The sequence below is a fragment of the Enterococcus sp. 2G9_DIV0600 genome (assembly GCF_002140615.1).
Taxonomy (GTDB): Bacteria; Bacillota; Bacilli; order Lactobacillales; family Enterococcaceae; genus Enterococcus_D; species Enterococcus_D innesii.
In genome coordinates, this window is sequence record NZ_NGLL01000001.1 from 2,800,634 (window position 1) to 2,814,119 (window position 13,486).

Annotated in this window: 14 protein-coding genes and 2 tRNA genes (1 of these 16 only partly in view); 5 read left to right on the forward strand and 11 right to left on the reverse strand. The window is 44.1% G+C overall.

The window, feature by feature from the left end; all coding sequences use genetic code 11:
• Positions 1-3: 3 nt before the first annotated feature.
• Positions 4-834, reverse strand: coding sequence for a DUF72 domain-containing protein (locus A5870_RS13425; protein ID WP_086293336.1), 831 nt, complete (start codon positions 832-834; stop codon positions 4-6).
• A gap of 88 nt (positions 835-922) precedes the next feature.
• Here A5870_RS13425 and A5870_RS13430 point away from each other — a divergent pair, with 88 nt between their 5' ends.
• A complete protein-coding gene (locus A5870_RS13430) occupies positions 923-1,891 on the forward strand; it encodes an asparaginase (protein ID WP_086293338.1) in 969 nt (322 codons plus the stop codon).
• Positions 1,892-1,941: 50 nt separating this feature from the next.
• Here the strand turns inward: A5870_RS13430 and A5870_RS13435 are convergent, their stop codons facing one another.
• The 6 genes from A5870_RS13435 to A5870_RS13460 form a co-directional block, all read right to left on the reverse strand.
• Positions 1,942-2,700, reverse strand: a complete 759-nt coding sequence (locus A5870_RS13435) for an acyl-ACP thioesterase domain-containing protein (protein ID WP_086293340.1) — start codon at positions 2,698-2,700, stop codon at positions 1,942-1,944.
• Between the two features lie 15 nt (positions 2,701-2,715).
• Positions 2,716-3,546 (reverse strand): fructosamine kinase family protein, encoded by an 831-nt coding sequence (locus A5870_RS13440; protein WP_086293342.1) that lies wholly within the window; start codon positions 3,544-3,546, stop codon positions 2,716-2,718.
• Between the two features lie 16 nt (positions 3,547-3,562).
• Positions 3,563-4,342 (reverse strand): tyrosine-protein phosphatase, encoded by a 780-nt coding sequence (locus A5870_RS13445; protein WP_086293344.1) that lies wholly within the window; start codon positions 4,340-4,342, stop codon positions 3,563-3,565.
• A 158-nt stretch (positions 4,343-4,500) separates the two neighbouring features.
• A complete protein-coding gene (locus A5870_RS13450; protein WP_086293346.1) occupies positions 4,501-5,889 on the reverse strand; it encodes an L-cystine transporter in 1,389 nt (462 codons plus the stop codon).
• A 345-nt stretch (positions 5,890-6,234) separates the two neighbouring features.
• Positions 6,235-7,563 (reverse strand): aminopeptidase C, encoded by a 1,329-nt coding sequence (locus tag A5870_RS13455; protein WP_086293348.1) that lies wholly within the window; start codon positions 7,561-7,563, stop codon positions 6,235-6,237.
• 119 nt (positions 7,564-7,682) lie between these two features.
• On the reverse strand, positions 7,683-8,699 hold the full coding sequence (locus tag A5870_RS13460; protein ID WP_086293350.1) for an acyltransferase family protein: 1,017 nt from the start codon (positions 8,697-8,699) through the stop codon (positions 7,683-7,685).
• A 164-nt stretch (positions 8,700-8,863) separates the two neighbouring features.
• Here A5870_RS13460 and A5870_RS13465 point away from each other — a divergent pair, with 164 nt between their 5' ends.
• Together A5870_RS13465 and A5870_RS13470 are read left to right on the forward strand one after the other, a co-directional pair.
• Entirely contained in the window at positions 8,864-9,253 is a 390-nt protein-coding gene (locus A5870_RS13465; RefSeq protein WP_086293352.1) for a GntR family transcriptional regulator, read from the forward strand.
• Positions 9,250-10,638, forward strand: coding sequence for a hypothetical protein (locus A5870_RS13470; protein ID WP_170924069.1), 1,389 nt, complete (start codon positions 9,250-9,252; stop codon positions 10,636-10,638). Before A5870_RS13465 ends, A5870_RS13470 begins: the two co-directional genes overlap by 4 nt.
• A 91-nt stretch (positions 10,639-10,729) precedes the next feature.
• On the opposite strand, the gene A5870_RS13475 is transcribed toward A5870_RS13470, so the two are convergent.
• Positions 10,730-10,803, reverse strand: a tRNA-Asn gene (locus tag A5870_RS13475).
• 194 nt (positions 10,804-10,997) lie between these two features.
• Here A5870_RS13475 and A5870_RS13480 point away from each other — a divergent pair.
• A tRNA-Thr gene (locus A5870_RS13480) sits at positions 10,998-11,070 on the forward strand.
• 95 nt (positions 11,071-11,165) lie between these two features.
• Here the strand turns inward: A5870_RS13480 and A5870_RS13485 are convergent.
• Positions 11,166-11,405 carry a hypothetical protein gene (locus tag A5870_RS13485; protein WP_086293356.1) on the reverse strand — a complete coding sequence of 80 codons (240 nt, stop codon included), beginning with the start codon at positions 11,403-11,405 and terminating at the stop codon, positions 11,166-11,168.
• Between the two features lie 358 nt (positions 11,406-11,763).
• Positions 11,764-12,198 (reverse strand): universal stress protein, encoded by a 435-nt coding sequence (locus A5870_RS13490; protein WP_005237544.1) that lies wholly within the window; start codon positions 12,196-12,198, stop codon positions 11,764-11,766.
• A 392-nt stretch (positions 12,199-12,590) separates the two neighbouring features.
• On the opposite strand from A5870_RS13490, the gene A5870_RS13495 reads away from it, so the two are divergent.
• Positions 12,591-12,947 (forward strand): iron-sulfur cluster biosynthesis family protein, encoded by a 357-nt coding sequence (locus tag A5870_RS13495; RefSeq protein WP_015509034.1) that lies wholly within the window; start codon positions 12,591-12,593, stop codon positions 12,945-12,947.
• A 48-nt stretch (positions 12,948-12,995) separates the two neighbouring features.
• On the opposite strand, the gene A5870_RS13500 is transcribed toward A5870_RS13495, so the two are convergent.
• Positions 12,996-13,486, reverse strand: partial view of an HAD hydrolase-like protein gene (locus A5870_RS13500; RefSeq protein ID WP_086293358.1) — the 3' portion only. 160 nt of this gene lie beyond the right edge of the window; the window shows 491 of its 651 coding nt (coding positions 161-651); its start codon lies off the right edge, out of view; it ends in the stop codon at positions 12,996-12,998.

Genomic DNA, 13,486 nt, shown 5'->3' on the forward strand with positions numbered 1-13,486 from the left:
TCCTCAAAATAATTTCAGCTGATTAGGATTTAATGCTTCGTAATCGATCTGCAGCGCATCGATCAATGCACGAGCATTGTCAGCGGCATCACGACCGGCATTATTATTGAAGACCACTGCGACTTCTTTGGCATTGGCTTCGATGGCTTGGACCGCTTGTTTTAACTCCCTTAGTTCGGCTTGGTCATAGCGATACAAGGTCCGCAGATTTTTGGCGTCTGGTCCTGTCGCTGTCCAGCCGCTGTCGTTGCGTCCGTGAAAACGGCACAAGACAAACTCGGGATTGGTCACGGTTGGATCAAGGGGAATCGTGGTCGATAGCTTTTTTGGCTGATCAACGACTACTAAGGAAAACTGTTTTCGCTTCATATAATCGATCATGCCCGGATACAGTTTTGGCTGATACCAGCTGCTGTCTCTCAGCTCGATCGCCACGGGGTAGCCCGCAAACCAATCTCGCACTTGGTCTAAATAGGCGACATTTTCTTTCGTACATTTAAAGCTGTTGGGAAACTGGGCTAGTAGGCAAAATAGTTTGCCCGCTTCTATCATTGGCGCGATCGCTTCTTTGTAAAGCTGCAGCGCTTCAGTCATGGTCAACTGATCTGGTAAATCCCCTTGGGTGGTCACACTTTGATGGACTTTCAACACAAAGCGAAAATTTTCGGGAATCTGGGTCAACCAGTTGCGCACATCTTTTTCTTTTGGCAAAAAATGATAGGTGGTATCCAGCTCAACTAACGGAAAATAACGGGCATACTCAAATAATTTCGAGTTTTTTCTTTGCACGAGACTGCCATGTTCACTAAATGTGGTACAACCAATTCGAATCATTTTTTCCCATCGCTCCTTGTTTTCTTATTTTAATAGTATACAATAGTTTTGAGTTAAGAGTAAATAAATCATTGCAGGTGATGAAAAAATGAAACGAATTCTCGTGTTGCACACTGGCGGCACCATCGCCATGAAAGAAGACACCCTGACTGGCGGCGTCAGCCCTGATGTCAGCAATCCACTGATGGATGCACCGATCCACATTGACGACGATGTTGAATTGATCGTCGAAGATATTTTTAATATTCCCAGTCCTCATATGACGCCAAAAGAGATGCTGCAGCTGAAACAACGTATCCAGCTGGCGCATTTAAGCGGTGTCGATGGAGTCGTGATCACTCACGGAACCGATACGCTGGAAGAAACAGCCTTCTTTTTAGATACCACGATCGGCGGTCAGTTACCGATCGTGGTGACTGGTGCCATGCGCTCAAGTAATGAAATCGGCAGTGACGGGCTGTATAATTTTGAAAGTGCGATTCGGGTGGCGAAATCACCTGATGCCATAGGAAAAGGCGTCTTAGTCGTGATGAACGATGAGATCCATTCCGCACGTTATGTTACGAAGACCCACACCACCAATATTGCGACGTTCCGTACCCCGACATTAGGTCCGATCGGCTTAGTCACAAAGCACCGTATCTTGTTCATGCAAGAGCTGTTAAATAACCGCCATTTGGATGTTGATCGTGTCGACGGTCTGTTTCCGATCGTCAAAGCCTATGCGGGGATGACTGGGGAATTGTTCGATGCTTTAGCCGACTCGCTGATCGATGGACTAGTGATCGAAGCTTTAGGCGCTGGCAATCTGCCGCCGCAGACCATAGAGCCTTTGAAAAAACTGATCGCTAGAAACATTCCAGTCGTCTTAGTTTCTCGCTGCTTCAACGGCGTTGCCGAGCCGGTCTATGACTACTTAGGCGGCGGGATCGAATTGCAAGCTCTTGGGGTGATTTTCTGCAATAGCATCAATAGCCAAAAAGCCCGCATCAAATTGCTGATAGCGAAAAACCGTGGGTTGACCATGGATGAACTGCCTGATTTCATGGAGAATTAACCAAACAAAAACCCTTTTGCCATTCCGATAATGGAGGCAAAAGGGTTGTTTTATTTTTCTCGCCAAGTAAAGATGGCTTCGCAGTAAGTATCCTCACCGATCTTGATCTCGTGGATCGTTTGCAGCGGCACAGCCTCGCCGGCTTCATCGACTGTCTTCTCATTGATTTGGAAATGGCTTTCGATCAAATGGCCGTAAGCCACTTCCCGATCAAAACGGATCGTCACTTGTGTCACTTCATGTTTTGTTAAAAACTCATAGCCTAAGACGTCCATCAGCCAATTGAAATACATGGCATTGTTGACATGCTGATTGCTATCGATATCGTAAAAACGCACCCGATACGGCAAAAATTGTCCTTGGGTGATAGGGGTGATCTTCGGATAGCGTTTGATTCGCTTGATTTTTTCACTGCCAAAAGGCGCCACGATCTCATCTGGTACACTGCTGACTTTGCGCGTCTCAGGGTCCATCAACGCAAAAACCGCCTCGATTTTGACCAGTTCCGTTCCGTCTTCTGCCAATAACCAGAAGTAACGGTAGCAGAAAAACTTATTGTATTCTCTCGCCTGGGTCGCCACTTGGATCTGCTCCCCTACGCGCGGCAAACGAGTCACCGTTATGTGATAGCTGGTAATGATCCAGGTCAAGCCATAACTAGCGATGACTTCCGGTCCGCGGTTTAACGCCGCACTTTGTTCTTCTGATGTCTTGATGGCGATGCCTAGCATGGCTGGAAACGTCATCGTTTGGTTGATATCACATTCATAATACGCCACTTCATGCGTGGTTTGATACTTTGCTGCCATAGTTCTAATTGCCTCCTAAAAACGACTCAATAGTTCATCGACATTGGGTCCATAGCTTTCGCCAAATTGATTCAAATGGACCAATAAATAATACAATTGATACACTGGCAGTCGCTCTTGCCAATCCTCATCTAATGGGTAGACTTCTTGATAGCCTTCCAAAAATTCCTGACGAAAACCGCCGAAGAGCTGGGACATCGCAATATCCATTTCTCGATCCCCATAAGCGACTGCCGGATCAAGAAACACTGGTTCTCCTTGTTGATCGAATAGCACATTCCCCCGCCAAAAATCACCGTGCAATAAAGCAGGTGTGACGCTGCGATCACGCCAATTCTCATGCAAAAATTCTTTCAAACGCAGATAAGCGGCTTCCCGTTTGGCATGCCAGCGATTACCTAGCTTCGCTAATTCGACTTGCACATCCAAACGGCAGACTGTATAAAAATCAAGCCAATCGGTGGTTTTCGGATTGACTTGCGGCAAAAAGCCGATGTAATTGTCTTCGTAAAACCCAAAAGACTCCTGCGTCTGCTGATGAAGCCGAGCCAAGCTTTGGCCTAAGCGTCGCTGCTGTCCTTCCCCACTATCGATCCATTCCATCAATAAAAACGCCCCCTCTTCGGTCTGACCGAGACGTTCGATTTTTGGCACTCGCACGAAAGGGGCTAATTCAGCTAAGCCGTTGATCTCTGCTTGAAAGAACATCGATGAAACATGAGGATGGGTCTTTAAAAAATAGCGATTTTCTCCTGTAGTGAACCGATACGTTTGATTGACATCCCCACCACTGATGGGCGTCAGCGAGCCGGTCATCCCGATTGCTGCGAACAATGCTTCCTCCATACGGATCTCCCTTTCTTTACTCAGTCAGTTGGGCAGTCAAATACGCTTGTTCCTCTTTCGTCACCCCTAGTCCTTGCAGAAGATACTGATCGACCGAACCGAAATGCTGATCGATCGCAGCCAAACTTTCATCAAGAAAACTCTCTTTGGCACTCATCAAAACCGTGATCGCCGTTAACAGCTCTTGCGGCAAATGCTGGGTCATTGGGGCAAATTTTTCTTTTAGCATTGGCGCTAAATAGCGATTGGTCGCTAAATAATCTTCTTTGATCGTCGTTGGTGCCACAGCCAACACATGCAGCAATAAAAAGGCGCCAAAGCCTGTGCGATCTTTGCCGGCGGTACAGTGGAACAAGGTTGCTCCTTCGCCTTCCGCATTGTCGATCACATGATCAAAGAACTGCCGATATTGTTGGCGGGCATAGTCGCTTTCAACAAAGTGACGGTAGACTTTTTTCATCTGCTCTTCGGCATCTTCCCCATCTTCCAAGCGCTGCTTCAAGCTTTCTGGCGACAAGGAAACCATCGTTTCGTCTTCTTTAAAAATAGGTAAAAAAAGCTGCTTTGCTGTGGCGATCGGTCGATCAGGCTGTGCATTGGCTTCAGCGATGGAGCGAAAATCAATGACCTGATTGACCCCATAGTTTGCCAGTACTGCTTGATCTGAAGCAGTCAATTCATTGATCGCCGCACTGCGGATCAATTTTTTTCGTTTGATCGTCGTGCCGTTTGTCGTTTGATAGCCGCCAAGTTCTCTGACGTTTGCTGCTCGTTCTAGTTGAATCAATTGTGTCATTGCTTATCCCTCCCGCGATATTCTAGTTAAAAGTATAGCAGAAACTTCGCTATTAAGGGCACTGAAACCTAGATTTTTCTATGAGCTGAGCTTTAACGGACAAAAAAAAGAAAGACCACACGCAGTCTTTCTTTGCTTTCGCTTGTTACAAAACGTTTCTATTCGGCTTCGATCACGGCCGCAGAATCATCTAAGATCGAACGATCCAGTTCGTTGATACGGCTGCTGGTCACTATTCCGGCAACCATACTGTCGCTGACATTAACAAGTGTCCGTGCCATATCGATCAATGGTTCAACAGAAATAACTAAGCCTACGATGGCGATCGGCAAGTTCATTGAGCCTAAGACGATCAATGAAGCAAAGGTTGCGCCACCGCCGACACCAGCAACGCCGAATGAGCTGATCGTAACTACTGCAACTAGCAGCAGGATAAACTGCCAATCAAAGACATTGATCCCAACCGTTGGTGCAACGATCGTTGCCAACATCGCTGGATAAACACCCGCACAGCCGTTTTGACCAATCGATAAACCAAAGCTGCCTGCAAAGTTAGCCGTGGCTTCATCAACACCTAACGCTTTGGTTTGGGTTTCGATGTTCAATGGCAAGGCACCCGCACTTGAACGAGAAGTAAAGGCGAAGCTCAAGACTGGAAAGGCCTTTTTGAAATACGTTACTGGATTGACCCGAACAGCGATCAGCAATAATGAATGAACGAGTAAGACCAAAATCAAAGCCGCATAAGAGGCAATGATAAATTTGCCTAAGTTCAAGATGGCTTCAAAATCACTTGAAGCTAATACGTTTGTCATCAATGCCAAAACGCCATAAGGTGTCAGGCGCAAAACTAACGTGACGATACGCATCACGATTTTATATAAGCTGTCCATCAAATTCGCAAAAGTTTCCGCTTCTTTCGGTGATTTACGTTTGACACCAAGAAAGGCGATCCCAACAAAGGCTGAGAAAATCACGACCCCGATCGTACTTGTCGAACGAGTACCAGCAAAGTCGGCGAAGACATTGCTTGGGATGAAGGAAACGATTTGTTGTGGGATCGATAGATCTTGGACTTGTGTCGAACGTTCCGCTAATTCTGCGATCCGCGCTGTTTCCGTTGCCCCTTCGGTAAAGCTGGCACCGTCAAGACCAAAGACCATGACCATCACGATCCCGATCAAGGCAGCGATCGCCGTTGTCCCTAGCAAAGTCGCAAGAACCGTAAAACTGATCTTCTTGATTTTTTCGCTTTCTTTCATCTTGGTGAAAGCACCAACGATCGAAACGAAGATCAAGGGCATGATCAGCATTTGCAAGAGAGCTACATAGCCGCTACCGACCATCGTGATCCAGTCAAGAGCTTGCGTGACAACGTCAGAGCCTGTCCCAAAAATCAGCTGCAGTACACCACCAAAAACGATCCCGACGAACAACGCCACAAAGACCCGGTTAGAAAACTTCACGTGACGTTTTTGCAATAAGTAGAACCCATAAATAAGGGCAGCAAAAAGTAGAACAACAATAATAGTTAACAGATTTGTCATTTGAATCCTCCTTTTGTTCAATAAACATGACAAAGTCTGTCAGAGGAAGTAAAGGTTCCCAGTGACCATTCTTCAACAGTTCACTCTAATGAGACGTGTGGCATCATTAGTGACTATTCCATTTTAAAGAAGTTTGCTTCATCTTACAATAAATAAGTTTCCAGTTTTCTGGGATGGTACCGCTTTTTTGTCAGAAAATAAAAAAAAGAACCGTTACCACACCCCATGCTGCTAGGATTTCTGCTTTCCTAACAGTTGGATTGCGGCAACTGGTTCGTTATTTTTTCATTTCGTTTTTTTGAAAAATTTCAGAAAATATTCAGGCGGTCAATAGAAATTGCTGACTTACGCCAAAGCCCCCATTGGGTCCCAAGGTGCTAAGACTGTTGGTTCTGCTTCAAAGGCAGTCAATTGTTCTGCTGTCAGGAACTCTTTGCGAACCACGATTTGATAGGTGTATTCATCCATCCACGCATCGCTCATAACGAAGAAGCCATTCGTTCCGACTTTTTCACCCCAGCTGTTTTCGACTTTCCATTTGGTTGATTCGCCATCGATCAAGTCAACACCGGTCAAGACCATCGCATGGGTCATTAAGCTTTCGCCAAAATCTAAGCGTTCTGCTTTGGTCATCGTAAAGTCGATATCAAATAGGTCGTTGATATCATACGCATCTAATGCCATGATCCCAGTATCTCTGGTAGAAGATTGACCGATATCACAACCGAACCACACGGACTCCCCTTGTTCCAATTGAGCGATCGCTAATTTTTTGAAGGTCGGCATATCGACGTTCAAGTATTTGACTTCTTTGCCGCCAACCACGTTGCCGAGCATTTCTACGGTATACGATTGATTGTAAGGTTTGTCGGCAGTTGGTGCGTTGATGATGCTGACATAATCATCAAGGTCAACACCAACATATTTTTCATAAAAGCTTTGTGGTGTTAAGTTGCGATCAATGTGATAATTTTTGTCTTCATCACGGTATTCAAAATCAAAGGTTTCTGGCGGTGTGCCTAAAGAAGTCGCTAAGAAACGATAAATGTCTTCCAACATCGCTTCTTTGGCTGTTTGGATGTCTTCAGCTGTTTTGCCTTCGGCTACTAGCTGTCGCAAAGCAACCGCATCTTTACGCAGTTTTTTGTTTAAGTAATTGTTTAGATCACGAGAATTAGAAGAGTTGCTGCTTTCTGGCATGACTGTTTTTGGCACGACACCATATTTTTGGAAAATCGAAACGATCATGTCCCATTGCCCACCATCTTGTTGTGGGGTTTGCAACAAGAAAGCAACTTTGCGACTTGTCAAAGGCTCGTTGGCAGTTGCTAAAATATTTTCATAGAAATAGTTGGCTTTTTCGTATTTGTCCCAAAAGAAGGTATGGTTTTGCGACAATTCAAATTCTTTTAAATTGAAATCATTCAGCATCTTATGACGGAATGTATTCAATGCGGCAAACATCCAGCAGCGACCTGATTGTTTTTGGTTTGAGACTTTTCCTGTTGTCACATCGACTGAGAAAACCGGCACATTGTTGACTTTTGCTGACACGTTTTCTGCAGAAGCGGTGATCCCATTTTTCACAACACTCCGTTGTAGTGCCGTTTGTTTATTGTTGTCTTGATACGCTTGCGCAAAGGCAGCGGTGGTCTTTTTTGAAATTTCTGACATATTTCTTCATCCTTTCACTTTCCGTTCCTTCCATTTTACGCCTCTGCCTCTCAAATAACAACCGCTCCTAGAAAAATGAAAGGATCATCTTTCTAAGAGCGGTTGCTCGTATCAAGGATTTAAAGGGTGAGCATCAAAAGCAAAAAGCCAAGTAAAACAAAGGATAGTCCTCGTTCAAATCGTGCATACAGAAAGCGGATCGGGCGACTGGCTAGCAAGATCGTCAGTAAAACACTGGCTAACACCAACGTCACAAAGCCTAATACCGATAGATTCAAGTCGGTGATCGCTAATGCCCGCAAGCCCTTGATGAAGATCCCTTGTAAAAGATAGACCAGCAGAGTGTTTTTGCCCCACTTCGTAAAAAACAAGTGCTCTCTGGGCACGAGGCTCATAAAGCCGATGATCCCCATCAGCCCGATCACGAAAAAGACCGCACGCAAGGGACCGCCGAACAACGGATAGCTCAAGTAATCGTCATAAGGCTTGGAACCAAAAACCATGTACTTGTTCATCCCATGAAAAAACGCGATAAAGGTGTAGATGATCGGTAAGAAAAGCAAACTGATGGTCCGAATCTTTGGTTTCAGTAAAAAGCGCATCTCATTTTTGGGAAAATAAAACCCGATGATGAAAAACGGCAAAAAGACAAAGGTCCGTTGCAAGGTCAACACTTGATTTAAAAACGGCACGTAGCCAGCGAAGATACTCAAGCCGATACTCAGCAAGATCGCCTGCTTTTTAGACATTTTTTGAAAGACTAACAGCGAGAGCTGCCAAAAGAACATGCTAAGCAAAAACCAAAGTGCCCATTGCGGATTCAACAGTTGGATTTGTAACGACTCCCGTAGACCGATCAACCAGTAATAGACGGTGTAAAACACCTGAAAGAAGACATAAGGCAGCAAGAACTTTTTCATCAGCTCACGAAGCTTGTGTCCCTTCGTCAACGGTTTGGCAAAGTACCCAGCCAGAAAAACAAAAGCTGGCATGTGGAAAGTGAAGATAAAATAATATAGGTCATGATAAAACTTCTGATCGCCGATAAAAGGCTGTAGTAAGTGACTGAAGACGACCAAGATCATCAGTAGAAATTTTGCATTATCAAAGTAAGCCGTTCTTTGCGATTGGCTCATAAAAAGTTCCTCCTCTAAGTTGTATCTGTCAAAGGATACCTGATCCATGAAACAGAACTGTAACAAGCTATTTACTTTTTTCTAACGATTCTTGTTCATTTGATTACCAGTTGCTATTTTGTATCCTTTGTATTAATATATATAATACAAAGGAGCTGTTTTCGATGATATTTGATATTCAAACCCAAAGCAATCAACCCATCTACCAGCAGTTGCGGGAACAGATCATTGTCGGTATCGCAAAAGGCGATTTGGCCGCTGGCGAATTGCTGCCATCCGTCCGTCAACTAGCCGAAGAGATCGGCATCAATACCATGACGATCTCAAAAGCCTACAATTCCCTCAAAGAAGAAGGCTTGTTAGTCACGGATCGCCGCAAAGGAACCGCCGTTGCCGCGCCACCACCGTTTACTTCTGGACAAGAAACGGAGTATCGCCAAAGCTTGCAACTGCAACTAGCAACCGCTCTCTTACACGGCAAAAGCAAGCAAGCGCTTTTAACCGATGTTCAACAACTGCTGGACCAATTTCCTGAAAGGAATGAATGCAAATGACCTATCTTTTTTTCATTATTGCTCTTGTCCTCTGCGGGACGACCGCCTTTGGTTTACGCTTGATCAGCAACCCCCACAAAAATGTTTTACTCGAAAATACCCTTGCCCCTGAGCATCTGGATGATCCTAGCGTCCACAGCTTGATCACAGAATTTCGCAAGCGTATCTTACAAATCGTTGGTACATTTAGTGTAGCAAGTCTCCTTTTTTTGTTCAATTTATCTGACTCCATCATCCTTACCCTGTTCTGGCTTTATATGGCCGCTTTGCTGGGGACAGCTTACCTGGTGCAAGTGCATTACATCGGGAAAATGCGGCAATTGATCCTTGCCAATGGATGGGAACTACCCATCGATCCGATTCGGATCGACACGAAACTCGTTCAAGCCAAAAATAAGCGAATGCTGCCGTGGTATAGCCTCGTTCCTGCGGGGATTTTGTTGATGATCAGTTTGTACCAAGCATGGCAGTTACCTGATCTTTCTACAGGATACTTGATGGGCGGCGTCTCCTTAGCAACTTTTGCGCTGTTCCTCTATCTCTGGGTGATCATCAGCCGCTTACCCGTTCGCGGAATCAGCGGTGATTCAGCTATCGACCAGCACATCAATGATTTAACAAAGCGCTATTGGTCCTTATTGATCGCTGTCACTTGTACCATTACGCTGCTCTTGTTAACTGTCCCGCTGGCATCCATGTCCGCCACTGGAGCATTCAGTACTATCCTCTTAGTGCTCTTTGTTGTTTTGGTTGTTTTCTTGATCGTCTTTACCTTCTTCTTGTTGCTAGATCTGCGTAAAAAACAAGATCAGCTCTTAGAACCAGCAGCACAACCGCGCTATTATGGCGAAGATGCTTACTGGCGATATGGTTTTTACATCAATCCTAATGATGCGCGACTGTTCGTTCCTGACCGTGTTGGGATGAATATCGGCATCAATCTAGGCAAACGCAGCGGACAAATCGTCGCAGGTATCACCGCTGTCTTCTTACTTGTGTTAATGGTCGGTACCATCATTCCAATGTACCGCTTAGATTTCGCTCCTGATGCGATCACCGGCGAAGTGCAAGGACAAGAAATCACCTTTGATGCACCAATGACCGGGAAAACAACGGTCTCTTTGGCAGATATAGAAACGGTGGAATTGATCGAAGCTTTGCCATCGCCTCGTGTTCGTACCATGGGTGTAGGAACCGCCAGTTACCAAATCGGTAAGTTTACCGTTGCCGGTGAACCAGCCAGAATGTTCGTGGACATAAATTCGACACCTATTTTAAAAGTCACCTCCAAGGATGGCCCAACCGTTTTTTACACAAATAAAAAAGCCGCCGAAACGACGGACTTATATGAAGAACTAGTACAGAAGATTTCCTCAGCGAAGTGAGAGCTCTGGAGAAAAAACTGGGGAACCCATTATCTCCAGGCTATCCACAATCAAAAAAAACGACCTTCCGAAACGAAGGTCGTTTTTGATACTCCGGCAGTAGGACTCGAACCTACGACATCATGATTAACAGTCATGCGCTACTACCAACTGAGCTATGCCGGAAGAATCTATCTGTACTATACCAAATAGTCAGATAATTTAGCAAGAGCAAAAATCGATTTTTTGATCCTTTTTTTCAAGAAAATCCCCTTTTAGAAACTTCCCTTCCCGCAAAGTGTTTTTCTCAAGAAATATCCGAAAATCTGATTGACAAAGTAGCGCCTTTACGGTATTCTATATCTTGTGTTAAATAACACGCCGCTTTAGCTCAGTTGGTAGAGCGCATCCATGGTAAGGATGAGGTCGACGGTTCAAGCCCGTCAAGTGGCTTTGGTAGGACAACGTTTGTCGGACGTTGTCTTTTTTTGTGCATCTAATTCCCAAAATATAGCGATATTTTCTTAACTTAATCATTCGTATTGCCCCTAATTCCCTGCGATATACAAAAGAAATAAGATCGTAAAACACAATAGTAGGACAGATACAACGGCTTTCACCATCCTCGCTGCATCTTTAAATTTAAACAAGAGCGTATATAGATTAATAAAGTAAATGATCGACAGGACTACTTCTTGCGAATATTCCTTCACTTGAATCAAGCCTAACCATATAATCAGCAAAAGAATCGAAAAAACAACCAAATAGTTTTCTGCAACACGTTTCATTTCATTCTCCTTTCCAATGATAGAACACTTGCAACCAGCTGAATCGTGGAAACTCAGTAAATTATCAGCCCCTCTCTTCAATACTTTTCCTACATCTTTTGCTTATTAAAAGTGTAACAAACTTTCTCTTCTAATGGTCAAACTTGTTCAATTTACATAGTTATTCTTTGTTAAAAAGATTAAAATGGGTTTTCAATCGTTACTCACAGCTCAGTTTTAGGCACTTCTTTTTTACAACAAAAAACCCGCTCTCCTAAAGCTAAGAGAGCAGATTTTTCAACTAAACTGAATTTTTTTGAAAGGAGATGCCTGGTGCTAACTTAAAAAATAACATATTTTTTCCGTTTAATTTAAATTTTTACTTCACGACCAGCACCGTACATTTCGAATGATTGACGACATAATCGGTGGTTGAGCCCACGACAGCTCGGGTCAATGTGCCTTTACCAGTTGCACCGATAACGATCAAATCAATTGGATACAATTCAGTCGCTGCATGAATGATAAAACGTTTTGGATCGCCGACTTCAACGATCACCTCAACATCTTCCACCCCATGTTGATTGGCATCATAGATTTTTTTCAACATATCCGTTTCCACACGTAATTTTTCTTGATCAAAAATTTTCGCAAAAGCATAGGCACTTGTGGATAACTCAGCATTGTTGATAACAGAGAGGACATACAATTTGGCTTTGTTCCTACGACAAATCGCGAGTGCTTCTTGGAACGCTTTTTCTGACTGATCCGACCCATCTAAGGCAACAAGTACATTTTGAGAATTACGTAACATCCAAATCGCCTCCTTTTCTTTATTTTACCACAAAAAATGGAAGCGTTACAAAAAAGGACGAGGTCTACTCTTAAGAGACCTAAAACTTCCTTTAAGATTTGTGAAGGTCCTTACTTGGTTCCGCAATTATGCAGTAAAATAAGGAGAACAATGATTCGAGGTGAAAGAAATGCGCTCTTTTTTCCATGCTGCAGTCACTGTGCTCTTGTATTTAGGGCTTTTCTTGCTGATAATCGGTATTATCGCCTTTTTCTTGCTAAAACTTTAAGCTGGGTTGGTTGAAAAGCAAGTTGCTGTCACATCCCTGAGAGGAGTGATACACTTGGTTTATCAACAAATATCGAAACGAAACAGCTTGTTGCTCATTCGTTTCAAAAAGGAGATCATGCAAAATGGACTTACATATTACCCCTACTGCCGCTGCTCGCTTTCCAGAAGGACACGACTTATATATTCTGACGAGTAATGACGGATCGAACCAATTTTCTTCAGCAGCTGGATGCTGTATGATCGGCGAACGTTTTTTGATCACACCAATCGATGAACCGTTAGACCCATACAATGAGTTAGTCTCAAGCAATCAGTTTACTTTCTTTACATCAACCTATGATCAAATGTTCTTGACTGGTCATCTGATTCTAGATGTTCACCCAACTTCAGGAACCTTGATTTTGAAAAACGAAAGCGGCTATTTGGATACCAATCTTTTATTGGAATCCTCTCCACAGTTGAAACAAACGAATGCTTAACAAAAGAGCTGACAAACGCCTTGTAAGGTGCTTGTCAGCTCTTTTTCTCTATAATGAATCTGGAATCAACGCTAAGAGTTCTTGTGTCTCAGCGGCTAAAGCGATCGCACCAGCATCAAGCAATTCTTCTTTTGACCCAAAACCATATAAAACGCCGATTGCCGGTAACTGGTTTTCTTTTGCACCTAAAATATCATGCTCACGGTCGCCGATCATGATGGTTTGCTGCGCTTTTTGCTCCTTTTCGATCTCAGTAAGTGCGTAGCGGATAACTGCCGCTTTTTCGCCACGTTTATTCTCAAGATCCGCCCCATAGATTCCTTTGAAATAGCCATCATACTTGAGATGGGTCAGGATCTCTTTTGCAAAAACTTCTGGTTTCGACGTAGCGATATACAAATCGTGCTCCTGCGCCAGCTCCTGCAATGTTTCTTCGATCAACGGATATGGTTGGACTTGAAACATCCCCGCTTGACGATAATTTTCACGATAGAAGACAACGGCTTGCTGGGCAGCAGCTTCATCGAAGCCCAAGCCAC

What these genes read in the sequence shown, in the direction of transcription:
- A5870_RS13425 (WP_086293336.1), bottom strand. Translation starts at nt 834, where the DNA reads ATGATTCGAATTGGTTGTACCACATTTAGTGAACATGGCAGTCTCGTG.
- A5870_RS13430 (WP_086293338.1), top strand. Translation starts at nt 923, where the DNA reads ATGAAACGAATTCTCGTGTTGCACACTGGCGGCACCATCGCCATGAAA.
- A5870_RS13435 (WP_086293340.1), bottom strand. Translation starts at nt 2,700, where the DNA reads ATGGCAGCAAAGTATCAAACCACGCATGAAGTGGCGTATTATGAATGT.
- A5870_RS13440 (WP_086293342.1), bottom strand. Translation starts at nt 3,546, where the DNA reads ATGGAGGAAGCATTGTTCGCAGCAATCGGGATGACCGGCTCGCTGACG.
- A5870_RS13445 (WP_086293344.1), bottom strand. Translation starts at nt 4,342, where the DNA reads ATGACACAATTGATTCAACTAGAACGAGCAGCAAACGTCAGAGAACTT.
- A5870_RS13450 (WP_086293346.1), bottom strand. Translation starts at nt 5,889, where the DNA reads ATGACAAATCTGTTAACTATTATTGTTGTTCTACTTTTTGCTGCCCTT.
- A5870_RS13455 (WP_086293348.1), bottom strand. Translation starts at nt 7,563, where the DNA reads ATGTCAGAAATTTCAAAAAAGACCACCGCTGCCTTTGCGCAAGCGTAT.
- A5870_RS13460 (WP_086293350.1), bottom strand. Translation starts at nt 8,699, where the DNA reads ATGAGCCAATCGCAAAGAACGGCTTACTTTGATAATGCAAAATTTCTA.
- A5870_RS13465 (WP_086293352.1), top strand. Translation starts at nt 8,864, where the DNA reads ATGATATTTGATATTCAAACCCAAAGCAATCAACCCATCTACCAGCAG.
- A5870_RS13470 (WP_170924069.1), top strand. Translation starts at nt 9,250, where the DNA reads ATGACCTATCTTTTTTTCATTATTGCTCTTGTCCTCTGCGGGACGACC.
- A5870_RS13485 (WP_086293356.1), bottom strand. Translation starts at nt 11,405, where the DNA reads ATGAAACGTGTTGCAGAAAACTATTTGGTTGTTTTTTCGATTCTTTTG.
- A5870_RS13490 (WP_005237544.1), bottom strand. Translation starts at nt 12,198, where the DNA reads ATGTTACGTAATTCTCAAAATGTACTTGTTGCCTTAGATGGGTCGGAT.
- A5870_RS13495 (WP_015509034.1), top strand. Translation starts at nt 12,591, where the DNA reads ATGGACTTACATATTACCCCTACTGCCGCTGCTCGCTTTCCAGAAGGA.